Source organism: Bradyrhizobium sp. NP1 (assembly GCF_030378205.1).
In the GTDB taxonomy this organism is placed as follows: domain Bacteria; phylum Pseudomonadota; class Alphaproteobacteria; order Rhizobiales; family Xanthobacteraceae; genus Bradyrhizobium.
Genome location: NZ_CP127385.1, coordinates 4,502,367 through 4,528,500, shown reverse-complemented (window position 1 = coordinate 4,528,500; position 26,134 = coordinate 4,502,367). Strand labels below are relative to the sequence as shown.

General features: G+C 64.2%; 24 protein-coding genes and 1 pseudogene. 12 read left to right on the top strand and 13 right to left on the bottom strand.

Going from position 1 to position 26,134, the window contains the following annotated elements; genetic code table 11:
- Positions 1 to 4: 4 nt before the first annotated feature.
- On the bottom strand, positions 5 to 733 hold the full coding sequence (locus tag QOU61_RS21925) for a carbonic anhydrase (protein ID WP_289653279.1): 729 nt from the start codon (positions 731 to 733) through the stop codon (positions 5 to 7).
- Here QOU61_RS21925 and QOU61_RS21920 point away from each other — a divergent pair.
- The 3 genes from QOU61_RS21920 (at position 732) to QOU61_RS21910 (ending at position 3,162) form a co-directional block, all read left to right on the top strand.
- Complete coding sequence (locus QOU61_RS21920; protein WP_289653278.1) at positions 732 to 1,010, top strand: hypothetical protein; 279 nt, start codon at positions 732 to 734, stop codon at positions 1,008 to 1,010. The genes QOU61_RS21925 and QOU61_RS21920 overlap by 2 nt on opposite strands.
- 629 nt (positions 1,011 to 1,639) lie before the next feature.
- On the top strand, positions 1,640 to 2,971 hold the full coding sequence (locus tag QOU61_RS21915) for an MFS transporter (protein WP_289653277.1): 1,332 nt from the start codon (positions 1,640 to 1,642) through the stop codon (positions 2,969 to 2,971).
- Between the two features lie 59 nt (positions 2,972 to 3,030).
- Positions 3,031 to 3,162 (top strand): hypothetical protein, encoded by a 132-nt coding sequence (locus QOU61_RS21910; RefSeq protein WP_289653276.1) that lies wholly within the window; start codon positions 3,031 to 3,033, stop codon positions 3,160 to 3,162.
- A 99-nt stretch (positions 3,163 to 3,261) separates the two neighbouring features.
- On the opposite strand, the gene QOU61_RS21905 is transcribed toward QOU61_RS21910, so the two are convergent.
- A complete protein-coding gene (locus QOU61_RS21905) occupies positions 3,262 to 4,230 on the bottom strand; it encodes an alpha/beta fold hydrolase (protein ID WP_289653275.1) in 969 nt (322 codons plus the stop codon).
- 230 nt (positions 4,231 to 4,460) lie between these two features.
- Between QOU61_RS21905 and QOU61_RS21900 the strand changes: the two genes are divergently transcribed.
- The 5 genes from QOU61_RS21900 (at position 4,461) to QOU61_RS21880 (ending at position 9,596) form a co-directional block, all read left to right on the top strand.
- Complete coding sequence (locus QOU61_RS21900) at positions 4,461 to 5,663, top strand: CaiB/BaiF CoA transferase family protein (RefSeq protein ID WP_289653274.1); 1,203 nt, start codon at positions 4,461 to 4,463, stop codon at positions 5,661 to 5,663.
- Between the two features lie 172 nt (positions 5,664 to 5,835).
- On the top strand, positions 5,836 to 7,002 hold the full coding sequence (locus QOU61_RS21895) for an acyl-CoA dehydrogenase family protein (protein ID WP_289653273.1): 1,167 nt from the start codon (positions 5,836 to 5,838) through the stop codon (positions 7,000 to 7,002).
- Between the two features lie 212 nt (positions 7,003 to 7,214).
- Positions 7,215 to 8,351, top strand: coding sequence for a thiolase family protein (locus QOU61_RS21890; protein WP_289653272.1), 1,137 nt, complete (start codon positions 7,215 to 7,217; stop codon positions 8,349 to 8,351).
- Positions 8,348 to 8,704: a Zn-ribbon domain-containing OB-fold protein gene (locus QOU61_RS21885; protein ID WP_289653271.1), complete on the top strand. Its 357-nt coding sequence runs from the start codon at positions 8,348 to 8,350 to the stop codon at positions 8,702 to 8,704. The genes QOU61_RS21890 and QOU61_RS21885 overlap by 4 nt, the downstream gene beginning before the upstream one ends.
- 367 nt (positions 8,705 to 9,071) lie before the next feature.
- Positions 9,072 to 9,596 carry a carboxymuconolactone decarboxylase family protein gene (locus tag QOU61_RS21880; RefSeq protein WP_289653270.1) on the top strand — a complete coding sequence of 175 codons (525 nt, stop codon included), beginning with the start codon at positions 9,072 to 9,074 and terminating at the stop codon, positions 9,594 to 9,596.
- Position 9,597: 1 nt separating this feature from the next.
- Here QOU61_RS21880 and QOU61_RS21875 read toward each other — a convergent pair whose 3' ends face one another.
- From QOU61_RS21875 to QOU61_RS21865, 3 genes are all read right to left on the bottom strand, one after another.
- Entirely contained in the window at positions 9,598 to 10,977 is a 1,380-nt protein-coding gene (locus tag QOU61_RS21875; protein ID WP_289661666.1) for a patatin-like phospholipase family protein, read from the bottom strand.
- Between the two features lie 130 nt (positions 10,978 to 11,107).
- Positions 11,108 to 12,952: a glutaminase A gene (gene glsA, locus QOU61_RS21870; protein WP_289653269.1), complete on the bottom strand. Its 1,845-nt coding sequence runs from the start codon at positions 12,950 to 12,952 to the stop codon at positions 11,108 to 11,110.
- A 66-nt stretch (positions 12,953 to 13,018) separates the two neighbouring features.
- Complete coding sequence (locus QOU61_RS21865; RefSeq protein WP_289653268.1) at positions 13,019 to 13,240, bottom strand: acyl-CoA carboxylase biotin carboxyl carrier protein subunit; 222 nt, start codon at positions 13,238 to 13,240, stop codon at positions 13,019 to 13,021.
- A 114-nt stretch (positions 13,241 to 13,354) separates the two neighbouring features.
- On the opposite strand from QOU61_RS21865, the gene QOU61_RS21860 reads away from it, so the two are divergent.
- Complete coding sequence (locus QOU61_RS21860; RefSeq protein ID WP_289661664.1) at positions 13,355 to 14,332, top strand: IclR family transcriptional regulator; 978 nt, start codon at positions 13,355 to 13,357, stop codon at positions 14,330 to 14,332.
- A complete protein-coding gene (locus QOU61_RS21855) occupies positions 14,262 to 15,821 on the top strand; it encodes an acyl-CoA carboxylase subunit beta (RefSeq protein WP_289653267.1) in 1,560 nt (519 codons plus the stop codon). Before QOU61_RS21860 ends, QOU61_RS21855 begins: the two co-directional genes overlap by 71 nt.
- Before the next feature lie 14 nt (positions 15,822 to 15,835).
- Here the strand turns inward: QOU61_RS21855 and QOU61_RS21850 are convergent, their stop codons facing one another.
- Positions 15,836 to 16,999 (bottom strand): patatin-like phospholipase family protein, encoded by a 1,164-nt coding sequence (locus QOU61_RS21850; RefSeq protein ID WP_289653266.1) that lies wholly within the window; start codon positions 16,997 to 16,999, stop codon positions 15,836 to 15,838.
- A 230-nt stretch (positions 17,000 to 17,229) separates the two neighbouring features.
- On the opposite strand from QOU61_RS21850, the gene QOU61_RS21845 reads away from it, so the two are divergent.
- Positions 17,230 to 18,009, top strand: coding sequence for an acetoacetate decarboxylase (locus QOU61_RS21845; RefSeq protein ID WP_289653265.1), 780 nt, complete (start codon positions 17,230 to 17,232; stop codon positions 18,007 to 18,009).
- A 17-nt stretch (positions 18,010 to 18,026) separates the two neighbouring features.
- Here the strand turns inward: QOU61_RS21845 and QOU61_RS21840 are convergent, their stop codons facing one another.
- The 3 genes from QOU61_RS21840 to QOU61_RS21830 all read right to left on the bottom strand — a co-directional run bounded on the left by QOU61_RS21840 (position 18,027) and on the right by QOU61_RS21830 (position 21,903).
- Positions 18,027 to 19,322, bottom strand: a complete 1,296-nt coding sequence (locus tag QOU61_RS21840; protein ID WP_289653264.1) for an MFS transporter — start codon at positions 19,320 to 19,322, stop codon at positions 18,027 to 18,029.
- A gap of 18 nt (positions 19,323 to 19,340) precedes the next feature.
- Positions 19,341 to 20,531, bottom strand: coding sequence for an acetyl-CoA C-acyltransferase (locus QOU61_RS21835; RefSeq protein ID WP_289653263.1), 1,191 nt, complete (start codon positions 20,529 to 20,531; stop codon positions 19,341 to 19,343).
- A gap of 256 nt (positions 20,532 to 20,787) precedes the next feature.
- Positions 20,788 to 21,903, bottom strand: coding sequence for an AI-2E family transporter (locus tag QOU61_RS21830; protein WP_289653262.1), 1,116 nt, complete (start codon positions 21,901 to 21,903; stop codon positions 20,788 to 20,790).
- 97 nt (positions 21,904 to 22,000) lie between these two features.
- Here QOU61_RS21830 and QOU61_RS21825 point away from each other — a divergent pair, with 97 nt between their 5' ends.
- Positions 22,001 to 23,290, top strand: coding sequence for a metallophosphoesterase (locus QOU61_RS21825; protein ID WP_289653261.1), 1,290 nt, complete (start codon positions 22,001 to 22,003; stop codon positions 23,288 to 23,290).
- A gap of 114 nt (positions 23,291 to 23,404) precedes the next feature.
- On the opposite strand, the gene QOU61_RS21820 is transcribed toward QOU61_RS21825, so the two are convergent.
- The 4 genes and pseudogenes from QOU61_RS21820 to QOU61_RS21810 all read right to left on the bottom strand — a co-directional run bounded on the left by QOU61_RS21820 (position 23,405) and on the right by QOU61_RS21810 (position 26,057).
- Positions 23,405 to 23,590, bottom strand: a complete 186-nt coding sequence (locus QOU61_RS21820; protein WP_289653260.1) for a hypothetical protein — start codon at positions 23,588 to 23,590, stop codon at positions 23,405 to 23,407.
- Positions 23,587 to 23,880 (bottom strand): hypothetical protein, encoded by a 294-nt coding sequence (locus QOU61_RS37375; RefSeq protein WP_502876967.1) that lies wholly within the window; start codon positions 23,878 to 23,880, stop codon positions 23,587 to 23,589. The genes QOU61_RS21820 and QOU61_RS37375 overlap by 4 nt, the downstream gene beginning before the upstream one ends.
- Before the next feature lie 345 nt (positions 23,881 to 24,225).
- Positions 24,226 to 25,138 (bottom strand): annotated as a pseudogene (locus tag QOU61_RS37370) (FAD-dependent monooxygenase); the annotation flags it as partial.
- 148 nt (positions 25,139 to 25,286) lie between these two features.
- Complete coding sequence (locus QOU61_RS21810) at positions 25,287 to 26,057, bottom strand: enoyl-CoA hydratase (protein WP_289653259.1); 771 nt, start codon at positions 26,055 to 26,057, stop codon at positions 25,287 to 25,289.
- Positions 26,058 to 26,134 lie beyond the last annotated feature (77 nt).

Here is a 26,134-nt window from a genome sequence, read left to right as displayed (position 1 = left end):
AGGCTCAGGCGAGCAGCTCGACCTTTCCGCTCTTCAGCCGGTAAATGCCGCCGACGACCTTCAGCTTCCCGTCGTTGACCGCAGCACTGAGGATCGGCGTGGCCGATTTCAGCTTGGCCACATTGTCGAACACGTTCTGCCGAATCGCATTGCTGAGCGTATCGCCGCTGTGCGAGGCCACCGCCTTGACCGCGGGCGCAATCGCCTCGACCAGGGACGGCATGTGGCCGGGCAGCGGCTTGTCCTCCTTGATCGACTTGATCGTGGCCTCGACCGCGCCGCACGCCTCGTGACCCAGCACCAGGATCAGCGGCGTGCTGAGCACCGCGACCGCATATTCCATGCTTGCGACAGTCTCGTCGCTGGCGAAATTGCCGGCTACGCGGCACACGAAGAGGTCGCCGCGGCTGCTGTCGAATGCATATTCAGGCGCGATGCGGGAGTCGGCGCAGCTCAATATCGCCGCATAGGGATTCTGTCCGCCGGCCAAAGCTTCCCGCTCGCGCTTGAAGTCGTGTCGCCGCATCTCGCCTTCGACATAGCGCTCGTTTCCTTCGCGCAGGCGCTTCAGCGCGCCATCAGGCGCCAGGACGTTTTCCGGCTTGGGCGGCGATTTCGCTTCCTTTGCATCGGCCGCCGCCCGGGCCAGCAGCAGCGCCGCCGACGACATCGCGAACAGGCCGAAGGCGCGCCGCGACAGCGCGCTTGTCTTGCGTTGGCAGAAATCGCACATGGCTTCCCCTTTGCATTCTTGTTCAAGCAACTGTCCTGCCGCCAATGGCACGAACGTCTGGCCGCATCTCGGTTGCTTTTCGACCCGGGGCGACCAGTCGCTCAAAGCTAGCAAAAGTGGTTCGGCTCAGGCAATGCAACTCCGCGACGACAATTCCAATCAAAATCCCGACAAGAGTGAGCGAAGGAGAGCGAAGCTTTCGACGTTCGAATTTGCTCGCCGCGGATCGGTCGAAACGGGCTTCCTTGATGCCATCGAAGACGGCCGGCCACCATGACGCGCCGGCGTCTCGACCGCGGCGTGGCGGTCGGTGTCGCCGGCTCGCTCACGCGCGATTTGGCACCGCGTCAACGGAGTACGGCAGCGGCCTGGGAAGCATTGGCCTTGCGATCGAGGCGGCGGCCGCGGGAATGGCATTGCAATCGCGACCAAAGCGTTGTTGCCAGCGGATTTGGCGCGTCGTAAAGTCGTGATTGCGCATCCGACCGTATGGCCGACACGTCGCCGTTTCGCCTTGCAATATCAGGCGCGACTTGCAGATGGGCCAGTGCTGCTGACCTTCAAAGGCTGGATGATAGGACATCTTCTGCGAGATGCGCGTGAGAGCCCTCGGGCGGAGCAACGCCGAGGTCATTGAGGCGACCGAAAAGAAAGCGGCCTCCGGCCGGACGTCGCCTTGGGTCCGCTAGGAGCCAAGGCGGACATCGCCGGCGCAAGACACGTGATCTTGCGTAAAGACATCTGTGCTCATGCTTGACCATTGACCGTGCTCGACGAGCGGGCGCGCCCGTTTTCGCCCGGCAGTGGGCAACAATGGCTCGGCCTATGTCGAGAAGGGACGTTCATTACGACGAAGCGTTTCATTTAACAGCATCGCGACGCGATCAGGCCTTGAAGGAGATCAACATGGCTCAGATGGCTATCGATCAAGCATCTCGATTTCCGCGGAACTTCCGGACCGTGATCATGGCTGCGTCCGCGGGAAATGTCATTGAATGGTATGACTTCTATATTTTCGGAAGTCTGGCCACGATCTTGTCGGTCAAATTCTTCGAAAAGAGCCACCCCGTCGCGGCTCTGCTCTCGACGATCGCGCTGTTCACCGCCGGCTTCCTGGTCCGTCCGTTGGGAGCGTTCGTCTTCGGCTGGCTCGGCGACCGCGTCGGCCGCAAATATACGTTCATCATGACGCTCGTCGGCATGGCTCTTGGCACCGGCGCGATCGGCTTGATCCCGACCTTCGAGCAGATCGGTTTGGCCGCCGCGATCATCCTGTTTTGCTTGCGCATGATTCAGGGCCTTTGCCTGGGCGGCTCATATGGCGGCGCCATCACCTACGTCGCCGAGCACGTGGCGGACGAACGCCGCGGCTACTATACCGGCTGGCTGCAGACCTCGCCGACGCTTGGGATCGTAGTGTCTCTCATCGTGATCATTGCGACACGCAGCTACTTCGGCGAGGCGGTATTCAACGAATGGGCGTGGCGCATTCCGTTCCTGTTCTCCTTCCTGCTGGTGTTCGTCACGCTCTACATGCGGGCCAATTTCGAGGAGTCGCCGGTCTATGCCGAGATCAAGGCGAAGGGGCTGACCAGCACGAACCCCTGGCGTGACGCCTTCCTCAATCCGGTCAATCTGAAATACGTGGTGATCGCGACCATCGTGGTGCTGGGCGAGGGCGTGGTCTGGTACTCAAGCCAGTTCTGGGCGTTGTTTTACCTGCAGACGGTGTCCAAGGTGGACACCTTGACCAGCGCCTTGATCGTGGGAATTGGGCTGGTGATCGGAACCCCGTCGCTCGTCTTCTTCGGCTGGTTGTCAGACATCGTCGGCCGCAAGCCGGTCATCCTGGGCGGCTTCTTCCTCGCGGCGGTGACCTACTATCCGCTGTATAGCTGGCTCGGCTTGGTCACACAGCCCGGCAACATCAACGTGCCGATTGCCATCCTCATCGTGGTCATTCTTGTATGTTACGTGGGAATGGTCTACGGGCCGATCGGCGCGTTCCTTGCCGAATTCTTCCCCGGCAGGATCCGCTATACGGCGGTGTCGATGCCGTACATGATCGGCAACGGCTGGGGCGGCGGCCTGGTGCCGTTCATCACGACAGCGGCCTACCAGGCGACAGGCAGTCTCGCCTATGCACTGATCTACCCGATCGCTGTTCCGGCGATCTGCCTGGTCTTGAGCCTGTTCCTCATGCCCGAGACCCGCAAGATGAGCATCTGGGAGCATTGAGGGCGGGCGGACCTAAATTGCACATGATTTGTGATCTGAGGATGCCACGGGAGGTATCCATGCCGACACAAATTCCGGTCGAACCAGCACGATCCTGGACGGTTGCAGCGGAAGCAGCCCTACTGCTCTCGCTGCTGGCGGCCGCCATCAACAGCGCCGTCGTATTCATCATCATATGGGTCTACGGCTAGGGGGCCGACTCCAGCATTCGCTCCCCGTCGGCGAGCTGGCGCGCGTCAAAACCCACGTCGCGCTCACGTCGCCGGGTTCGCGAGTTGCGGGATAGGCCGCTAGTCCACCCCGCGAAGCCATTCCAGGAGAGCGGCGTTGACCTCGGCGGGGCGCTCCTGCTGAATCCAGTGGCCGGCACCGTCGAAAAGTCGAACGAGGCGCAGATCGGCAACGTGCTTGCGCATGACCTCGATAAGGTCGACGCCCGGCACGAACGCGAGCACCGGATCAAGCCGGCCGGCGATGAAGGCCGCCGGCTGTTCGATCCGGCGGTCCGCGATCTCCGCCAGCTCGGCAAAATCGATTTCCGACGTGCGGTAACGGTTGAGTGGCCCACGAAAGCCGCTTTGCTCGAACTGCCCGACATAATAGTCGAGGTCGCGGGGCGTCAGCCAATCCGGCAGCGGATCCGGATCGATCAGGCCGTCGAGATATTTCGCGTCGGGAGGCTTCCTCGCCCTGGGTCCTGCCTTCAAGGCGTCGCCGGACGAGCCGTAGTAGATCTTCCTCAGTGACGTGCGCACGTCGGCTTCGAGCTCGGATTCCGCGACGCCTGGCTCCTGGAAGTAGATCTGATAGAAAAAACGATCCTTGTAGAAGTTGCGGAAGAGTTCGACGCGAGGCGCCGGGCCTCTTCCGGTGTAGGGGACGCTCAATCCGGCGACGGCTCGCACCCTCTCCGGGAAAAACAACGCCGTATTCCAGACAATCGGGGCCCCCCAATCATGGCCGATCAGGATCGCCCGCCTTTCGCCGAGGGCGTCGATCAGACCTGCAATGTCGGTGCATATCTCCTTGATCGAATAGGCCTCAATGGCCGCCGGCTTGTCGCTGCCGCCATAGCCGCGCACGTCCGGCGCGGCCACGCGATAGCCTGTCTCGGCGAGCGCCGAAATCTGATGGCGCCACGAGTACCAGCTTTCCGGCCAGCCATGCACCAGCACGACCAATGGTCCCTTTCCGGCAAGGGCGACCCGCAACCGGATGCCGTTGGTCTCGACGAAGGCGAATTCTGTTTTTGCGTTCATCGACGTCTCCGCGGCCCGTTCGTGGTGGCTGTGATTGCCCATGGTTGTACGCCGGATGCCGCCGACGATGGAGTCTGATCGGCGGTTTCCGGATGCGGCGCCTTTGCCCGCCGCGCGGAATTCGGGGAACGCGAGCAGGCGCCACGCATATGCCCATACGTCCGCCGTGCTTGATCTTGGCCCAAGCCTGTCCTTACGTGGGCCACAACCAACCGGGAGAGAGCGCCGCCATGGGACCGCTTGCGGGCATCAAGGTCATCGACATGACCACCGTGCTGATGGGGCCTTATGCGACCCAGATGCTCGGTGACTTCGGCGCCGACGTCATCAAGGTGGAATCGCTGGAAGGCGACGTCACCCGCCTGATCGGTCCGACCCGGCATCCGGGGATGGGGCCGGTGTTCCTCAACACCAACCGCTCGAAACGCTCGATTGCGCTCGACCTGAAGAAGCCGGCCGGCCGCGACGCCGTGCTGCGGCTGATCAGTTCCGCCGACGTGCTGGTCTACAACGTCCGGCCGCAGGCGATGGCGCGGCTCAATCTCGGCTACGACGTCGTCTCCAAGGTGAACCCGCGGCTGGTCTATGCCGGCGTGTTCGGCTTCGGCCAGGGCGGCCCTTACGCCGCCAAGCCCGCCTATGACGATCTGATCCAGGGCGCGACCGCGCTGCCGGCGCTGATGGCGCAGACCTCCGACGGCACGCCGCGCTACGTGCCGAACGCGCTGGTCGATCGCATCGTGGGGCTGACGGCGGTCGGTGCGATCTGCGCTGCACTGGTGCATCGCGACCGCTCGGGCAGCGGCCAGCGCGTCGACATCCCGATGTTCGAGACCATGGCCGGCTTCGTCATGGGCGATCACATGGGCGGGCTCACCTACGAGCCGCCGCTCGACAAGGGCGGCTATGCCAGGCATCTCTCGCGCGACCGCAGGCCCTACAAGACCAGCGACGGCTATCTCTGCGTGATCGTCTATAACGATAAGCAGTGGGATAATTTCTTCAAGGCGACCGGCCGCGATGACCTCAAGCACGACCCGAAATTCGCAAGCTTCGCCGGGCGTGCCGCCAATATCGACGAGGTCTATGCGGAGCTGGCGCGGATTCTGGAGACACGCACGACCGCCGAATGGATCGAGATCCTGAACAAGGCCGACGTGCCCGTGATGCCGATGCACGATCTGGAGAGCCTGCTTGACGATCCGCACCTTGCGGCAACCGGCTATTTCCCCATCGTTACCCATCCGAGCGAGGGACCGATCCGCACCATGAAGGTGTCGGCCAGTTTTTCGGATACACCGGCCGTGCCCGAGCGGCTGGCGCCGCGGCTTGGCGAGCAGGGTGTCGAAATCCTGCGGGAAGCCGGCTATTCGGCCGATGAGATTTCGGGCCTTGTGCGCGACGGCGTCACCAGGCCTGCGCCCGCGAGCTAGTGGCGGCTCTGACGTTCCTTTCGCTTTCGCAGCACATTCCTCAAAGGAACGTCAGAGCCAGAGCCACACTAGAACTTCATATTTGCTGGTGTCCTTTTGGTTCCGACATTCGCAGACGTGGCTCCGCAAAATGATGCGAATGTCAGAGCCGGGACACTGGAAGGACAGACCGATGGATTTTGCACTGACCGCCAACCAGGAATCGATCCGCGATGCGGTCGCCAAGATTTGCGCGCGCTTCGACGACGCCTACTGGCTGAAGAAGGACAAGGAGGGCGGCTTCCCCGCCGACTTCCACAAGGCCTTGGCCGACGCCGGCTGGCTCGGCATCTGCATTCCCGAGGAGTATGGCGGCTCAGGGCTCGGCATCCTCGAAGCCGCGCTCATGATGCGCACGATCGCGGAATCCGGCGCCGGCATGTCCGGCGCGTCAGCCATCCACATGAACGTGTTCGGGCTCAATCCCGTGGTCGTGTTCGGCACGAAGGAGCAGTGCGAGCGCATGCTGCCCGGCATCGTCGACGGCACCGAGCGGGCCTGCTTCGCCGTCACCGAGCCCAATACCGGGCTCAACACCACGCAGCTCAAGACGCGCGCGGTGAGGAAGGGCGACAAATATATCGTCAACGGCCAGAAGGTCTGGATCTCGACCGCGCAGGTCGCGGAAAAGATCCTGCTATTGGCGCGCACCACGCCGCTGGAGGAGGTGAAGAACCCGACCTTCGGCTTGAGCCTGTTCTACACCGATTTCGACCGCAGCCGCATCGCGGTGCACGAGATCGAGAAGATGGGCAGAAAACCCGTCGACTCCAACGAATTGTTCTTGGCGGATTTCGAGATCCCGGTCGAGGATCGCCTCGGCGAGGAGGGCAAGGGTTTTGAGTACATCCTGCACGGCATGAACCCGGAGCGGATCCTGATCGCGGCCGAGGCGGTCGGGCTCGGCAAGCTCGCGCTGTCGCGCGCCGCCGACTACGCTAAGGGCCGCATCGTGTTCAACCGGCCGATCGGCAAGAACCAGGCGATCCAGCATCCGCTGGCGAAGAACTGGATGGAACTCGAGGCGGCCTGGCTGATGACGCTGTCGGCCGCCTGGCAGTACGACAAGGGACTGCCCTGCGGCCCCGCCGCCAATTCGGCAAAATACCTCGCGGCCGAAGCCGGCTACCATGCCTGCGAGCAGGCGGTGATGACCCATGGCGGCTTCGGCTATGCCAAGGAATTCCATGTCGAGCGCTATTTGCGGGAATCGCTGATCCCGCGCATTGCGCCCGTCAGCCGCGAGCTGATCCTGAGCTTCATCGCCGAGAAAGTGCTCGGCCTGCCGAAGTCATATTGATGAAGGTGAAATCGCATTGATGATGCGTGTCGAAGTCGTGAGGGACGCAGCCTGCTTCTTCTCCCTCTCCCTGAAAGGGGGAGGGTTGGGGAGGGGGTCAACGGCTGAGCAGCTACGGATGATCGACCTGATCCCCTCCCGGTTTGCTGCCGGACGATGCATCGCATCGCCGGGTGCAAACCGACCTCCCCTTTTCAAGGGGAGGTAAGAAGATGAGCTTCATCACCGGCGCTGGCCTCACGTCGTTCGGCAAGCATGAGGGTTCATCCTCGCTCGACCTGATGAGCCAGGCGGCTGCGCTGGCGCTGGCCGACGCAGGCCTGAAGCGCGCCGACATCGACGGCATCCTGTGCGGCTATTCGACAGTGTCGCCGCACATCATGCTTGCGACCGTGTTCGCCGAGCATTTCGGCATCCGTCCGTCCTACGCGCATGCGGTGCAGGTCGGCGGCGCCACCGGACTTGCGATGACCATGCTGGCGCATCATCTGGTCGAGGCCGGCGTGGCGAACCATGTGCTGGTCGTCGCCGGCGAGAACCGGCTGACCGGGCAGAGCCGCGACGCCGCGATCCAGGCGCTCGCGCAGGTCGGCCATCCCGATTACGAGGTACCGCTCGGGCCGACCATCCCCGCCTATTACGGTCTCGTCGCCTCGCGCTACATGCATGAATACGGCGTCACCGAAGAAGACCTCGCCGAATTCGCCGTCTTGATGCGCAGCCACGCGCTCGACCATCCCGGCGCGCAGTTTCACGAGCCGATCACGGTCGAGGACGTGATGGTGTCAAAACCGGTGGCGCTGCCGTTGAAGCTGCTGGACTGCTGCCCGGTCTCCGACGGCGGCGCGGCCTTCATTGTCAGCCGTGAGCGGGCATCGAATTTCGGCGTGCGCATCCGCGGCTGCGCGCAGGCGCATACCCACCAGCACGTCACCGCGATGCCGCGCTTAAGCGAGCTCGGCGCGGAAATATCGATCGCGAAAGCAAAAGCCGCCGCCGGGCTTGCGATATCAGATGTGCGTTATGCCGCTGTCTACGACAGCTTCACCATCACGCTGGCGATGCTGCTCGAAGACCTTGGGCTGGCGCGCCGCGGCGAGGCCGCCGCCCGCGTGCGGGCAGGGCATTTCGGTCGCGACGGCGCGATGCCGCTCAACACCCATGGCGGCCTGTTGAGTTACGGCCATTGTGGCGTTGGCGGCGCCATGGCGCACCTCGTCGAGACCCATTTGCAGATGACGGGCCGCGCCGGAAAGCGCCAGGTGGGCGATGCCTCGATCGCGCTGCTGCATGGCGACGGCGGCGTGCTGTCGTCCCATGTCAGCATGTTCCTGGAGCGCGTGCGATGATGAAACCTGCCGACTGGACCACCGGGCACGAGGCCATCCTCTATCAGGCCTGCGGCCCGTGCGGCCATGTGCAGTATTTCCGCCGCGGCTTCTGCGCGGCATGCGGCGGGACCGATATTGCCGAGAAGCGCGCCAGCGGCGAGGGCATGGTCCATGCGACCTCACTGGTCGTCCGTGCCGCGACGCCGGAGGCCCGTGCGCATGTTCCCTACAACATCGTGCTGGTCGATGCGGTCGAAGGGTTCCGTATGATGGCCCACGGCGACAGGTCGCTTGCGATCGGCGACCGCGTCAGCGCGCGCTTCATGCCGTTCGCCGGGCACCTCGTGCCGTATTTCGAGAAGATGGGATGATCAGTGCCAGTAGAAGATGACGCTGGCGATGACGAGCATTGCCGTCACCGCCAGCATTTGCGCAAGTGCTTCCGAGGCCGCCCTCTTGGTGGCTTCCTTCATGGTTTCTCCCTAGACCTGGGCACGCGTCATCGTTGCCCGGGGAGGCCTCGGACGACACGCAAATATTCGGTACTCGGAACACCCCACGACGCGTATTCGCTCTTCAGCAAGTCCCCATTCGAGCGAATATCGACACATGTCAGGCTCGATGACTAATGCGGCGGCAATTTGACTCGTTCGTGTCGCCGTCGTGTTGCCCGGCGGGCGACCGCTGGGTAGTGTTTTTGTCGCAACAGGAAACGCCGATCATTGAAGGTTCTGGGAAATGGCCCGTATCGACTATTGCGATCCGACCAAGGCAAGCGATCGCACCCGCGAAATCCTCGACAAGAACCGCAACGCCAACATCTTCCGGATGATGGCGCATTCGCCTGCCTACTTTGAGCAATACTGCCGGCTCGGCCGCGCCATCCGGCACAAGGGGGAACTCGATCCCGTCCTGCGCGAACTCGCGATCACGCGCACCGGCATTCTCTGCGAAGCGCCCTACGAGGTCGCAGCCCACAAGCGGATCGGCAGCAATGTCGGCGTCACCGAGGTGCAGAACGAGGCGCTCGCGAACTGGCAGAAGGCGGACTGCTTCAACGAGGTCGAGCGCGCGGTGCTCGCCTTCACTGACGAGATCGTGCGCCTGCGCAAGCCGACGGATGCGACCTTCAAGGCGGTCGCTGCGAAATTGACGCCTGGCGCGCTGGTCGAGCTGCAGCTCTCGGTCGGCTTCTACATCATGACCTCCAAGTTCCTGGAGACGTTCGAGGTGGATCTGCAGCCGGTGTCGGAAGTGGTTTGAACTACACGCCGCGGACGAAGCTGCGGACCACGGGACTGCTGCGCAAGGCATCGCGGCCCGCGGCGATGACGCTGTCGACCTGTTCGGCCGGCAAATGGAAGCGCGTCGGAATGGTTTCGAGCGCGCGTGCCTGCGCCGGATCGAGCTGATCGAAGCCAAGCCGCCCGATGTAGAATTTCAGGTCGCGGCAGTTCCAGCCGGGGCTGGCGCCGAATTTGACGCGATCCGCCGCCGACAGGCCGCAGCGCCATTTGATGAGGGCGCTCTGCCAGTCCCCCATGGTGCTGTCGAAGGCGGTGTAGCTGGTGGCGACGCTGGCGTCGATCGCGGTGTCGGCGGCCGCCATCATCAGTTCGACGCCGTTCGGTCCCTCGATCGTGTTGACCCAGTTTCCGGCAACCCCGTTCTTGGCGTCCACCACCAGGAACAGCCCGCGCCGCAGCCGCACCGCCTGCTCGGGCGACAGCGGCCCGTAAGGCGTGTCGGCGGTCAGGCGCGCGATCGTGAATCCGGACAGGCCGAAATTGTCGACGAGGCCGCCGTCGAGCAGCTTGATATAGGGGACCTCGCCGTCGTGGTAGCGGCGCATCGCCTTCGCGACGGAGCTCACCATCGGCGGGGCGTTGCGATCCTTCAGGGCCTTGTTGACCCAGGAGGGCAGCGGATCGCGGCATTGCCTGGAGAACGTCTCCATCACCACGGGCGCGAACACCACCGGCACCGCGGCCGACGCCGCCACCGCATTCGCCAGCGGGTATTTCGAGAGGTCGCTGCACATCGCGTTGAAGACGGTTGGCCCGAACACGAACGGCGTGCGGTTGTAGATGTCGGAGGCGTTGATCCATACCCGCGGACGCCCGGCTTCGCGGAAATCGGCGAAGGTCGCGCCGTTGAAGAGGTTGGCGTCAAGCCAGCGCGGGAAGCCGCGGGCATCGTTGACGCCGCCCGCCAGCGCCTTGCCGAGCGTCGCAAGCGTCAGGTTGGTCTCCAGCTCCTCCTCGGCGTTGCGCAGCAGAAACCGCTCGCGAAAGTCGGCAAGCGCGGCGCGCTTGCGCAGCCCGTAATAGGCCGCCGTCACCGAGCCGCCCGATACGCCGGAGATGAAGTCGAGGCGGTCGAGCATCGAGCCGCTGGCGCCCCGCATCGGGGTACGTTCCATCTCGCTGAGCACGCCGAACGAGAAGGCCGCGGCCCGGGTGCCGCCGCCTGAAAAGGCGAGCCCGATCACGTCCTCGCTTTCCTGGTTCTTTCCCTCGAAGTTCAGCCGGATCTGTCCAGCGAGCCCTTCGCTGGAGCCGGGCAGGTTGACCGGCGCATTCTGGATGGAGGCACAGCCGAGCAGGGCAATGCAAAGCCCAATGATGAGAACAGCAGGACGCAGCACGCCGGACAAACTCAAGCTTCAGGAGGCCGAACCAAACGGACATTGAATTTGGATTACGTTAAGAAACCATTTGACGCCGGATGTCAAAGACTCGACCGGAAATGGCGCAACGCCCCGGCTTTTCGCCTCAGTTGGAGGTCAGCAGCTCGACCTTGGCGTTGGCGACGATCAGCCGTTCGGCGAGAAGCTGGGCGAGGTTGCGCATGATCCGCTCGCCGGCGCGCGGATGTTGCCTGCGGAAGCGTTCGAAGTCGCGCAGCGGTATTTCGAAGGCGCTGGCGGCGCGATCCGCCGACACATCGGCGGAGCGGACCGGCTCCAGCAGCGCCATTTCGCCGAAGGTCGTGCCGGCCGTCAGCGTCGCCAGGCGAACGCCATCGGGCAGCGTGACATGGACCACGCCGCTGCGCAGGAAGTAGAGCGACGTCGCGGGTCCGCCGGCCGCGATGATGCGTTCGCCCGAGCGGTATGTTTTCACCGACGCGAGCGAGGCGAGATCGGTCAGCTCCTCCGTGCTCAGGCCCGCCAGCAGCGCCTGTTCGGACAGTTCGGTGATGTCGTCGAAGTCGATCGCGCCGCCATGGCGGTAGACGAGCTGGTCTTCGGCCCACTCGATCGCGGTATCGAGCAGATAGAAATCGCGCAGATTGGTGAGGCCCTCGGTCCATTCCTGGACGATCTTCCAGCCTGCCGACGTGCGCTTGATGCCGGACAGGATCACGGTGACGCGAAGACGCTCCAGCTCGCGGAATTCCTCGGCGAGCAGGCGCGCGCCGGCGCGCGTCACCGCCGTGACGCGGCGCAGGTCGAAGATCACGAATTGCGGGTGCGGCCTCGTCGCAAGCTGCCGCGAGACGTAGTCGACATTGGAGAAGGACAGCGTACCCACGAGCTCGAACACGCGCACGGCGTCCTGATGCGTGGCGAGGATCTTCCGCTCCTGCGGCCGGCGACTGCGGCGCGACGGGCTCTTGCCGATGGTGTAGTCGGCGATGATCGAGTTGCGCGCGTCGTCGCTGCGGTTGAGCATGTGCAGGTCGTAATGCGCCGACAGCGCCTCGCAGAGCTTGATGCCGCGCACGCTGTTGCCGTGCCGGTCGAGCCGCGGCGAATAGCTGCCGAGCCCGAGGCGCGCCGGCAGTGCCGCCAGAATGCCGCCGCCGACGCCGCTCTTGGCCGGGATGCCGATCCGGTAGATCCATTCGCCGGCATAGTCGTACATGCCCGATGACGTCATCACCGAAAGCGTGCGCGCGATCGCGTAAGGCGTCATCACCTGTTCGCCAGTCACCGGATTGACGCCGCGGTTTGCGAGCGTCGCCGCCATGATCGCGGCATCGCGTGCGGTGACCAGAATGGCGCATTGCCGGAAATAGACTTCCAGCACCGCAGTGACGTTGTCGGTAATCACCGCGTTGGTTCGTAACAGATAGGCGATGGCGCGGTTGCGGTCGCCGGTCGCGCTTTCCGAGGCGAACACCGCTTCATCGACGCCAAGCTCGCGCCCCGCAAAGCGGCTGAGTGCCTGGCGGATGAATTCGAAGGCCTCGGCGCCCCTGGCCTCGTGGATCAGGCCGGTGCAGGCGATCGCGCCGGCGTTGACCATCGGATTGAAGGGATGGTTCTCGGCATTGAGCCGGATCGAGTTGAACGGATCGCCCGAAGGCTCGACGCCGATCGTGCTCTCGACCCTTGTGGCACCGAGCGTATCCAGCGCCAGCGCGAACACGAACGGCTTCGACATCGACTGGATGGTGAAGGGCACGCCGGTGTCGCCGACCTCGTAGACATGGCCGTCGAGGGTCGCGAGGCTGATGCCGAAATGATCGGGATCGGCCTTGCCGAGCTCGGGAATGTAGTCAGCGACACTGCCGCCGGTCTCGGCGGAAAAATCCTGGTGGCAGCGGTCGAGGAACCGGAGCAGGGGCGGCTTGGCGCTGGCCCAGGCGTGAGAGGCGGAAGCGGGTTTCATCGCGGGAGTTTTGCCGCGCCATTGCCGCTCGCGCAACCGGCCCAGGAAATAGGCAATTCGGCGGGCTCAGGTTTCGAGGATGGCCACGGCCTGGCCTTCGGTGATCACCTCGTCGAGCTTGACCAGGATCGCCTTCAACCGGCCCGCCGCAGGCGCGGCGACCGGGATTTCCATCTTCATCGCCTCGACGAACGCGACCTCTTCGCCGTCATCGATGGTGGCGCCGGCCTCGACCGGCAGCGCGCAGACGCGTCCTGCGACCTCGGTCACGATCTTGATCTCAGGCATTCCGAGGCACGCCCCCACCTATGAACCGCTTCTTGTTGTCGCGGCAGATTGCCTGAGGTAGCGTGATCTGCAAGTGGAATTTTATTCCGTATTACGGAAAATAGGGAGATGGCATTGGGACGACGCTCGGAACGGTTAAGCAGAGTGGGAATGCTCGCCGGGGATCGGTCAGGCGAGGGCGACATCATCCAGGTGGTGTCGCGGGCGTTCGAGGTGCTGCGCTGTTTCGAAGGCCAAGAGGCGCGGCTCGGCAACCTCGAAATCGCCAACCGCTGCGGGCTGCCGCGATCGACGGTGTCGCGGCTTACCCACACGCTGACCCGCATGGGCCAGCTCGTCTATCTGCCGCGCGACCAGAAATACCGGATCGGGCCGAGCGCGGTGGCGATGAGCACATCGATGATGAAGGGCCTGCAACTGCGCAACCTGATCCGGCTGCGGCTGCAGGATGTCGCCGACCAGTTGCCCGGCACCGTCGGCTTCGTCATCCCGGATCGCTTCCATATGGTCTATCTCGAATATGCGCGCGCGGCGAATGCGCTGGGGCTGCACGAGACCATCGGCAGCCGGATCGCGATCTGGAGCACCGCGGCAGGCCACGCCTATACCGCGGCGCTGCAGCCGGAGGTCGGCGACAACCTGATCGCGGAGCTTGAGCGCGAGATTCCCGAAGGCGGACGAATGCTCAGGCCGCGGATCGAAGCGACGCGCGCATTCCTGCACGAGCGCGGCTATGTCGTGGCCTGCGGGTTGTGGAGCCCGCACATCAACGGTCTCGCCGTTCCCCTGTGGTCGCCGCAATATCAGACCTACGTCGTGATCACGATCGGACTGCTTTCGGCGATGTTTGACGAGCAGCGGTTGCACAAGGAGGTCGCGCCGTTGATGCTGGAGCTGGGCAAGGCGGTCGGTGGCCTGCTCGCCGGTGCCGAGGGCGATTTCTTCAACAGCCGCCTGGAGCGGAAGTCGCTTGCGACGGCGGCCGCGACCGACAACAAGACCGTCAAGACGGAGGAGACGAATGAACTGGAAGCCCGAACTCGACGAACTCGCCCGGCGCGAAGCCTTCGCGCGCGAGATGGGCGGCGTTGAGAAGGTCAAGCGGCAGCGCGACCAGGGCCGGCTCACCGTCCGCGAACGTATCGACAGGCTGATCGACGCCAGCAGCTTTCACGAGATCGGCGCCGTCTCCGGCATCGGTGAATATGACGAGCACGGCGAACTGCAGCATGTGACGCCGGCCAATTGCGTGTTCGGCCGCGCCAGGGTCGACGGCCGCACGGTCGTCGTGGTCGGTGACGACTTCACGGTGCGCGGCGGCTCGGCGGATGCTTCGATCTCGGCCAAGCCGTTGATGGCGGAGGAGATGGCGCATGATTTCCGCCTGCCGATCATCCGCATCATCGAGGGCTCCGGCGGTGGCGGCTCGGTGAAGACGATCGAGACCAAGGGCGCCGCAAACCTGCCGGGCGGCATCGGCGGCAATCGCTGGTACCGCTACACGACGGAGAACCTCGCGCGCGTGCCTGTGGTCGGCCTTGGCCTCGGCTCGGTCGCAGGGCTTGGCGCGGCGCGACTCGCGGCCAGCCACTATTCGGTGATGACGCGGGACTCCGCGATGTTCGTCGCCGGCCCGCCGGTCGTGAAGCGGCTCGGGCAGGATCTCTCCAAGCAGGAGCTCGGCGGCGCCGACATCCAGACCCGCGCCGGCGGCGTCGACGATGCGGTCGATACCGAGCAGGAGGCGTTCGCGCGGGCGCGGCGTTTCCTCTCCTATCTGCCGTCCTCGGTCTATGAGCTGCCGCCGACGCTGCCCTGCGCGGACGATCCCGAACGCTGCGAGGAGTCGCTGATCAAGGCGGTGCCGCGCAGCCGCCGCCAGGTCTACAAGATGCGCCCGATCATCGAGGCCGTCGTCGACAAGGGCTCATTCTTCGAGATGAACGCCAATTTCGGCCGCCCCATCATCGTCGGGATGGCGCGCCTCGAGGGCCGCGCGGTCCTCGTGCTCGCGAGCGATCCCTTCCACTATGGCGGCTCGTGGACGGCGGACGCCTGCCAGAAGGTGGTGCGCTGGGTCGATTTCGCCGAGACCTTTCATCTGCCGATCGTCTATCTGATGGACTGCCCCGGCTTCATGATCGGGCTCGAGGCGGAGAAGGCGGCGACCATCCGCCACGGCGTGCGCGCGATGGCCGCGGTGAACCAGACCACGGTGCCCTGGTGCACCGTCATCATCCGCAATTCGTTTGGCGTCGCCGGCGTCGTGCATCAGCCGGCCGACCGTTTCTCGATCCGCTATGCCTGGCCGTCGGCCTATTGGGGCTCGCTGCCGCTCGAGGGCGGGATCGAGGCCGCCTATCGCGCCGACATCGACGCGGCGGAAGATCCGGCCGCGAAACTGAAGGAGATCGAGGAGCGGCTCAACAAGCTGCGCTCGCCGTTCCGCTCGGCGGAGAAGTTCTGGGTCGAGGAGATCATCGATCCCCGCAAGACGCGCTCGCTGCTCTGCGAGTTCGCACGCCTTGCCGAGCCGCTGCGCACCCCGGGGCTTGCGACGAATATGGCGATCAGGCCCTGATCGCGTCGGCGGTATCAGGCCTGCTCGTTCTCGCGGTGCACGTCGTGGACGACGATGCCCATGCCGTCCTCGGGCATCCTGATCCAGTCGCGCCGCTTCAGCGTGCGCCGGGTGTCCTCGTGGCCGCTGGACCAGTGCTCGCGCATCGAGGTGCCTGAGAATTCGTGATCCTTGGCGTCGCCCTCATAGGCCTTCTGCTGGTAGATCAGTTGCATGATCGCGATCCCCGGTAGGCTCCTCAGCGACGCCTTCAGCGCGCGCTCGTCCTCTGAAAGCTCGTGCTCGGGAACCCGCGACAGCGCCTTGTAAAGGCGGGCCTTCAGGTTGTGCGTCCTGCGATAGACGTCGGTGTTGTGGCGCGTGCGCGAGGAATACATGATGTCCTTGTGACGGGCCATCACGTCCTGGATGTCGCGCGGCAGCACCCCGCGGGCGCTGAACAGGTCGACCTGGAACACCAGCGAGTTGAGATTGTCTTCCTGGTCGAGCAGATGCTGCAACGGCGTGTTGGAGACGATGCCGCCGTCCCAGAAATGATCGGTGCCGACCTTCACCATCGGCAGCGCCGGCGGTAGCGCGCCGCTTGCCATCACGTGCTCTGGAATGATTTCGTCGTGCGCGTTGTCGAAATAGATGAAGTTGCCGGAGAGTACGTTGACGGCGCCGACCGCAAACCGGATCGCCTTGGAATTGATGCGGTCGAAGTCGACGAGCTCGAGCAGGCTGCGGCGCAGCGGCTCGGTGTCGTAATAGCTGGTCGCGGTCCTTGCGCCGGCCGCGCTGAGCCAGGGATTGGTCGAATGCGGCACGAAGAAGCCGGGCTGACCGAGCGTCGTCGTCATCAGCGCGCTCGCGAGGTTGCGTGCCTTGCGATAGATGTCGCCATCCGGCGTGTAGTGCCAGATCTTGCGGCTGGTGATGCGGTCCCAGAAGGTGTGCAGCCGCTCCAGCCGCCGCTCCGGCGGGTTACCGGCGATGATCGCCGAGTTGATCGCGCCGATCGAGACGCCGCAGACCCAGTCCGGCTCGACGCCGGCCTCATGCAGCGCCTGGTAGACGCCGGCCTGATAGGCGCCGAGCGCGCCGCCGCCCTGCAGCACCAGCGCGACACGGTCGCAGCCCTCCGGCCGCCAGCCGCGCGCCGTCGTCCGTTCCAGGCTCGGTGTTCTCGCATCCATGGTGGTCTGCTCCCAGCGCGCCGACCATTTCGCCTCGCCGTGACGCCGTGATGACGGCGGGTCGCGCGCAATGGCCCGATGTGACGCGCTTGCCTGCGCGGCGGGCATTGCCGTCCATGACAAAATGCAGGTCAGATCATGGAGGTCACGCGCCTGACGGATTTCCCTCACATCCCTGTCAAGTGTGCTGGCTAGCTTTTTGTCAGCAACCTTTGGCAGGGGAAATGGCGATGCGCAGGGAAGACCTTCTCAAGCTTCCGTCGATGCCGGCCGCGGGCCCGAGCTACCCGGCGGGCCCTTACCGCTTCGTCGACCGTGAATTCCTGGTCATTACCTACGAGACCGATGCGGCCCTGATCCGCGCCGGCCTGCCGGAGCCGCTCGAGCCGATCAATGAGCCGATCGTGCACTATGAATGGATCAAGATGCCCGACAGTTCCGGCTTCGGCAGCTACACGGAATCAGGCCTCGTCATTCCGGCGCGGCTCAACGGCGAGGACGTCAACTTCGTCTCGCAGATGTATCTCGACGACGATCCGCCGATCGCCGCGGGCCGCGAGATCTGGGGCTTTCCGAAGAAATACGCCCATCCCAAGCTTGAAATCGTCAAGGACACGCTCACCGGCACGCTGGAATATGCCGGCCAGCTCGTGGCGATGGGCACTATGGGCTACAAGCACGAGAGCATGGCAGGCAATGGCGACCTCACACGCGCCACGCTGTCGAAGACGCAGGTCAACCTGAAGATGATCCCCGGCGTCGACGGCCAGCTCGAAGTCTGCCAGCTCGTCGCCATCAACCTGACCGATATCAACGTCAAGGGCTCGTGGATCGGGCCGGGACGGCTGCATCTGGTGCCGCATGTCAACGCACCGGTGGCCGACTTTCCGGTGCGGCGCGTGGTCGGCGCGCATCACTTCCTCGCCGACCTGACGCTGCCCTTCGGCCGCGTGGTTCACGACTACGTCAGGCACGCCGAGCCGATCGCCACGGGGCTTGCGGCGGAATAGTCGCTTCCAAGCGCGGACTAGGGCGCCGAGGTTGCCAGCGCCGGTTTCGGCTGGCGCGAGATCGCGAGCGCGATCAGGGCCGCGACGAGGCAGAGCGCGCCGGCGATGAAGAAGGCCGGCAGATAGGACGCGAGCACCGTCCGCGACAGGCCGGCCCCGAAGGCGGCCGTGCCGGCGCCGAGCTGGTGGCCGGCGAAAATCCAGCCGAACACGAGGTTGGCGCGCTCGGCGCCGAACCGCTGCGCGGTCAGCCGCACCGTCGGCGGCACCGTGGCGATCCAGTCGAGCCCATAGAACATCGCAAACAGCGACAAACCGTAGAACGAGAAGTCGGTGAAGGGGAGGAACAGCAGCGACAGCCCGCGCAGGCCGTAATACCAGAACAGGAGCCAGCGGTTGTCGTAGCGATCCGACAGCCAGCCCGAGACGATGGTGCCGAAGAAGTCGAAGATCCCCATGGCGGCGAGCAGGCTCGCTGCCTGGACCTGCGGAATGCCGAAATCGAGGCACATCGGAATCAAATGCACCTGGACGAGGCCGTTGGTCGAGGCGCCGCAGATGAAGAAGGTCGCAAACAGGATCCAGAACGACGGTGACTTGGAAGCGTCCCGCAGCGTGCCGAGTGCGGCCGCCACGATCGGCGCATTGGCCGGCGGCGGCGCGGGCAGGGGAGCCTTGCCGTCGTCGCCGAACGGGCGCAGGCCGACATCGCTCGGCCGGTCGCGCATCAGCAGCAGCACCGCAAGCGCGGCCACCCCAAGCGCGGCGCAGACCAGCGCCAGCGCGATCCGCCAGCCGAGCCGCTCGGTCAGGCTTGCGAGCAGCGGCAGGAACAGGAGTTGCCCGGTTGCGACGCTCGCGGTGAGGATGCCGACCGCCAATCCTCGCCGCGCCACGAACCAACGCGTGGCGATGGTCGCGCCCAACACCAGCGCGGTCATGCCGGTGCCGATGCCGATCAGCACGCCCCACAGCAGCATCAATTGCCAGACCTTGGTCATGGCCAACGAGGCGAGCAGCGCCGAGACGACGATCAGTTGGGCGGCCAGCGTCACGTTGCGCAGGCCGTAGCGGTTCAAAAGCGCCGCGGCGAACGGTGCCATCAACCCGAACAGGATGAAGCGCACCGACAGCGCCGAGGAAATCTCGGCGGTGGTCCAGCCGAACTCGTGCTGCAGGGGCACGATGAACACGCCGGGCGCGCCGACCGTGCCGGCCGAGATCAGGGCGGCGAGGAAGGTTACGCCGACCATCACCCAGCCGTAGTGGATGTTGCGGCGGGCAAGGCTGCCCGCAAGCCAGTTCGAAATCACGAAACCCCCAAATTGCTGTCAGTGCACGTTGCGTTCGACGGCGATCGCGGTCGCTTCGCCGCCGCCGATGCAGAGCGCGGCGACACCGCGCCTCAGGTTGTTCGCCTCAAGCGCATGCAACAGCGTCACGATCAGCCGCGCGCCGGTCGCGCCGATGGGATGACCGAGCGCGCAGGCGCCGCCGTTGATGTTGAGCCGTTCCCGCGGGATGCCGAGGTCGCGCTGGGCTGCCATCGCGACCACCGCAAACGCCTCGTTGATCTCGAACAGATCGACGTCGCCGACGCTCCAGCCGACCTTGTCGAGCAGCTTGCGGATCGCCGGAATCGGCGCGGTGGTGAACCATTGCGGTTCCTGGCTATGGGTGGCGTGACCCTTGATCGTGGCGAGCACCGGCAGGCCCTCGCGATCGGCGCGCGAGCGCTGCGCCAGCACCAGCGCGGCCGCACCGTCGGCATTGGCCGAGGAGGCGGCCGGCGTGATCGTGCCGTTGGGTCGGAAGGCGGGTTTCAGGCCCGGTATCTTGACGGGATCGACCTTCAGCGGGTGCTCGTCATTGGCGATGATGCGCTGGCCGGCTTTTTCCGTGAGCGTGATCGGCGCGATCTCGGCCTTGAAGGCGCCGCCCTCGACCGCCTTGCGGGCACGGGTCAGCGTCTCCATCGCGTAAGCGTCCTGGTCCTTGCGGGTGAATTGATAGGCCTCCGCCGTCGCCTCGCCGAAATCGCCCATCGAGCGGCCGCTCTCATAGGCGTCCTCCAGCCCGTCCATCATCATGTGATCGATGATCCGGTCGTGGCCGGCGCGATAGCCGGCGCGCGCCTTGGCCAGAAGATACGGCGCATTGCTCATGCTCTCCATGCCGCCGGACACCACGATGCCGGCGGAGCCCGCCAGAATAATGTCATGGCCGAGCATGGTCGCCTTCATGCCGGAGCCGCAGACCTTGTTGACCGTGGTGGCGCCGGTGGCGTCGGGCAGACCGGCGCCTCGCGCGGCCTGGCGCGCCGGCGCCTGGCCCTGTCCGGCCGGCAGCACATTGCCCATGAACACCTCGTCCACCTTCTCGGGCGCGAGCCTGGCGCGCTCCAGCGCGGCGCCGATCACATGGGAACCGAGCTTGTGGGCGCTCAAGGGCGTGAGCTCGCCCATGAAGCGGCCGAGCGGGGTGCGGGCAGCGGAAACGATGACGACGGGATCGGTGGCCATGGTTGGAACTCCCGGAGCGAAATAGTTGTATGACGAATATCATATGATGCGCCGCAAGAAATGCAACGCGCGATCCCATGAAAAAGCGTGGGTCGCCTCATGAGAAAATTTCGTGCTCGGGTGAGCAAAGGTTGGCCGACCACGACGCGCTGCCGAAACGGCGGCCGGGGCGGTCGCGGGCAACAATTGCGGGCAAGATCCACAGACCAGGTCGAAAAGACCCGTTGCTGACTCTCCAAGCCGCAAATTGATGGAATCAACCCATCTTCTTGTCGGAAGGCGTCAATCTAACCGCATCTGCCGCAGTTGCCCTCGGGATGGCCGTATAAAGGAAGCTTTCGTAATATCGTTGCAACGCGAAGCGCGTCAGCACGCCGATGGCGGACGCAAGCGGCACGGCAATTAAAAGGCCGACGAATCCGAACAGGTAGCCGAATGCGAACAGCGCAAACATGATCCAGACCGGGTTCAGGTTGACGCGCCGGCCGACGAAATAGGGCGACAGCAAATAGTCTGACAGAGTCTGGCCCACGAAGAAGATCGCCGGGACGGTCCAGATGACGGCCCAATGCGGCCAGAACTGTGCAATCGCAATGCACGTCGATATGACCAGCCCGCTCAGCGAGCCGAGATACGGCACGAAGCTTATCAGTCCTGCCGCAATTCCGATCAGGAGCCCATGCTTGAGCCCGAGCAAGGACAGCGCTGCCGCGTAGAATACCGCGAGGATCAGGCACAGCGTGCTCTGACCGATCACAAAGCCGCCGATCGTGTTGTCGATCTCGCGAGCAAGAGCCCGGACGTTATCGCGCTGCGCCGGCGGTATCCAGTTGTCGATAACCGCCACCATCTTCTTCCAATCATAGATGAGATAGCAGGCAATGATCGGGGTCACCACCAGGAGGGAGAAAACCGAGATCAGCGCGCGGCCTCCGGTCCAAACCGAACGCAGAAAATCGCGGAGCCAGGCAGTCGCCATTGTGCTAAGTTCGCCAACCGACTGCTCGGCGTAGGCTAGGCCTTCTCCGACAAGCTTGCTCAGCCACGGCCGATTTGGATCGGTCGCGAGCTCCCGCACCCTTTTGATGTAGAGCGGAAAATTATCGATGAAATAGGCAAGCTCACGGACAACGACAGGGGCGGTCAGAATGATAAGCGCGGTCACGCCGACAACGAACAACCCGACGATGGTTAGCGTTGCAATGAGGCGATTCATTCCAAGCCGTTCCAGCCGGGTGGCCAGAGGATCAAGTAGATACGCCAGGAGCATACCGGCGACGAAAGGCAGCAGGACTTCGCGCAACAGAACGACGGCGACGACGACCGCCGCCAATACCGCAATCCAGAATGCGACGGGCCGAGTGGGGTTCATGGTTCAAGCTTACATCAAGCCGGCCGCGGGGATATCCTGCGCACGCGTATGACCCGCGGTCGGAAATTTTCGACCGGCCTGGCACGGAGATCATACTTTGGCACAGAAGTATTACTTTGTCAGTGACCTGCACATGGGTGGCGACGGTCAATTGCAGCATTGCGATTACGCCGCCGAGTTCATCGAATTCCTGAAGGAGCTGGAAAAGGAAGGCCCCGACACCGAACTTCTGATCGTGGGCGACACGTTTGGCTTCTGGGAGCTCACGCTTGTACGCGGGGTCGAAAAGCTTGCGCACATCATACAGGCGCACCAGGCGATTTTCGATCAACTCAGGGCCACCGGTGCGCGCATCAAGGTGACCATGATGGTCGGGAATCACGATTACGATCTCGCTTGCGATCCGGCCTTTGTGGAGAAACTGCAGGCATACAACATCCATCTGGACCCGAGCCTGGTCCTGATCCGCCCGGTGGGCGACAAGAGGATATGGATCGAACACGGACAGCAGCGCGATCAGTTCAACAGCTTCCCCGAATATGGCAACGCTTACGCTCTCCCGGTGGGCTACTTCATCACGGAAACCTTCGTCAGCGGAGCCAGCCGGTATTCCGACTTCGGCCGGGGAGACTGGCTCAAGGACATCCGCTCCGTGGGCACGATGCAGATTCCCGACTGGATGCTGTCGAACTACTTCTACCGCGAGATGAGTACGGCGCTGCGCTGGGTGCTGCTGCCCTTCCTGCTGCTGGCCGGCGTCACGATGATAGCGATTCTCGGGGAAATTCTTCGGGTCGCAGGCATCTTTGATTACAATATCATATTTCACAACCCGCTGATGAGCAGGCTCGGGATCATCGACAACGTCCTTCAGGTCGTGATCACGATCAATTCCCTATTTTTGATTTTGTTCGGTATCCCTGCGTTGGTCGTCGAACGTGACCTCATGCGCACGGCGCATCGCTTTCGTCTACAGACGAGCCACGGAGTGACCCTGAACCTCGATTCGGATGCGCCCTACCTAAAAGGGGCTCAGGAGGTTTTCCAGGCGGATGACAAGGTAGCGGTGTTCATTTTCGGACACACGCACGCGGCGTTCCTGCGGCGACTAGGTCCCGCCGGTCAAGTCGTCATCAATACCGGTACGTGGCTGAAGCTATTGTCCCGTGTTCCGGTGCGCTTTGGCTTGTTGCCCGCGGTCTACTATCCTTCGTATCGCTTGAATTACTTCCGGATCGAGAAGGAAAACGACCGGATTACGATCGACTATGTCGAAATTCCCAAGACGCCTGAGCGCGAACTGACTTGGCTGCAGCGTCTCGTGATCCTGGGGAATGTGCCCAAGTCACCAGAAGCAATCCCTGCAAGAACGATAATCGATCTGTAATGCGTTGCTCAGCGATCGTGCGTACAAAAAAGCAGTTCCCCCACTAGTGTCCTTTGAATCCGAAGTTCGCTTAAGAGGTTGCCGCGAAATGATGCGAACTTCGGATTCGGGACACTAGTTGAGGTCGTCGAGCGCGATCCTGATCGCCGTCCTGAAGGCTTCGACGTCGCCGAGCTGATGGCCGAGCACCAGCGCAAGGCGGGTCAGGAACAGGGCCTCGCGCTCGGGGCCGGCCGCATCGATCGCCATAGCCAGCGCCTCATAGGCGGCCTCGAAATCGTCGGCGGGCATGGTGCTCATGGGATTTCCTTCCCGAGACAAAGGCGAACCGTCCGCTCGATCTCGGCCGGTGCGATCGTCCTCCATCGTCCGGCGATATGTAGGTCGGGCCGCAGCAGGTAAAGCGTGCCGGGCCTGGCTGCGAACAGGCGGGCGATTTCGCCGTCATCGTCCGCGATCCCTTTCGTGCCGGCGGCGCGCTGCGATCCAACGACAAGCGCCACGAAGCGGCTGTCGATTGCGCCGAGCCGTTCAAGCAGGTCGGCCTGCTCGGCCGAAGGCGCTCCATCGCAGAACAGGATCGCCGTCATGCCGTCCCCGGCACGGTCGAGCAGATGGCTGCCGTCGGCGAGGATGGCATTCGGGGCGGCGCTGCCGCAGACCGGTCCGCCGGCAAATTCCGCGTCGCGCCCGGCGTAGGGTGTCAGCGGGCTTTCCGAATAGGTATAGGGCTGCATCTGGCGGGGATTGGCGAGATGCCGCGGAAATTCCTGGTGCAGGCTTAAGGAGAGCGCAGCCTCGCGCGCCAGCCGCCAGCCGCGCGTCGGCGGGGTCATGAAGCGCGTGCTCTTGGTGGCATTGGCGAACACGTCCAGTGTGGCGCCGCGCCGCTCCGGCGAATAGCTGTCGAGCAGGCGGTCATGGGCCTCGCCCTTGAGCACGAGCGCGAGCTTCCATCCGATGTTTTCGGCGTCGGCCAGGCCGTTGTTGAGCCCGCGAACCCCGAAGATCGGCACGATATGCGGAATCGCCGATGAATAACACGCGGCCTTGCCGGTAATCGTCCAGGCACAGCGTGTTGGCGGAATAGATGCTCCACCATTCGAGCTCCCACGGTCCGGTATGGCCGATATCGGCAAGGATGGCGGTAACGCGCGCGCGGATGTTTTCCTCGCGCAGCGCCTCTTCCTCGCTCTCGCCCTCCCGAAGCTGGTAGTCGATGCGCCAGATGTTGTCGGGCTGCTTGTGGATCAGCACCGTGCCGCCGGGATTGCCGCTCGGCTCGAAGAAGGCGCGGCGCTCGGTCGGAAAATCGTGGTCCATGCGGATATCCGCGATCACGTAGCGGCCTTCGTAATTGTCGCCCTTCAGCCGCAGTCCGAGCATCGAGCGGATCGGCGAGCGTGCGCCGTCGGCGGCGAGCACATAGTCGGCGTCGAGAAGGTAGTTGCCCGCGGGAGAAGCGATTTGAACGGTGACGCCGTCGGCATGCTGCTCGATGCCGGACAGCTCGCTTTGCCAGCGCATGTCGATGAGGCTGCAGGCAGCGACCGCGTCATGCAGGAACTTCTCGATATACTGCTGCTGCAGATTGTACATCGGCAGGTATTTTTCGCCGGGCGGATGCGACATCTCGAGGCGGAAGATCTGCTCGCCGCGGTAGTAGCTGCGGCCGAAGCGCCAGCCGAGCGCCTTGTCGACGAACGGCGCGACTGCGCCGATCCGTTCCAGGATATGCATGCTCGGCCGCGCGATGCAGATGGCGCGGCTGCCGTCATTGAAGGTGTCCTTGCGGTCGATCAGGACGCTTGGGACGCCATAGCGCGCCAGAACCAGCGCTGCGGTCATGCCGATCGGCCCGGCGCCGACGATCAGGACCGGGTGTCTCGCGGTCCTGCCGTCGAGCTCCGGCACGCGTTTCGCCGCAAACTTCGGATAGTCGAAGTAGAGCGAATCCAGCGGTCCCTTGCCGGCGGGTCTCATGCGCTTTTTCCGCCTATCGCTTGCGGTCGATGAAGGTCTGCATCATGCGCTTCGGCTCGTCGGTGAGGAAGCATTGCCCGAACACGCCGACCGAAAGATTGACCGACTGGGTCAGCGGCAGCTCCTCCCATTGCCGCAGCAGCGCCTTTTGCGCGCGCAGGGCTTCCGGGCCGCAGGCGAGCAGCGCCTGCACACTGCGCTCGACCGCCTCGTCGAGCTTGCCCTGCGGCGCGATGCTATCGACCAGCCCCCAGGCGAGCGCGGTCGGCGCATCGATATTCTCGGCGGTCATGACCAGCCAGCGGGCGCGGCCCCAGCCGATCAGCCGCGGCAGCAGCGCGGCGTGGATGACGGAGGGAATGCCGACCCGCACCTCCGGCATGCCGAACCTGGCGTCGTGGGCGGCGACGCGGGCGTCGCAGGCGGCGGCGACCTCGAGCCCGCCGCCAAGGCACCAGCCGGGCATCCGCGCAATCACCGGCGCCGGGAAGGCGCGCACCGCCTCGCAGAGATCGCGCAGGCGGCTGATGAAGGCCTCCGCCGACTTCTGGTCGAGGCCCGCCATTTCCTTGATATCGGCGCCCCCGATCATGCTTTTCTGGCTCTCGCCGGCCAGGATCAGCACGCGGATCGAGCGATCGGCCGCAAGCTTTTCCAGCCCTTCGCGCAGGCCCTCGATGGCGGCCGAGCCGAGAATGTTCAGCGAACCGGCATTGGCGAGGGTGAGGTGGACGACGCCGCGGGAATCCCGTGCGACGCCACAATGATGATTGAGCATTTCCACCGGCGGGCTCCCTTTTCCTGTCTTTTCCCTGTCTTGCGGACCCACTTCCCGGACCGGGGGCGGCCTTGTCAAGGCCG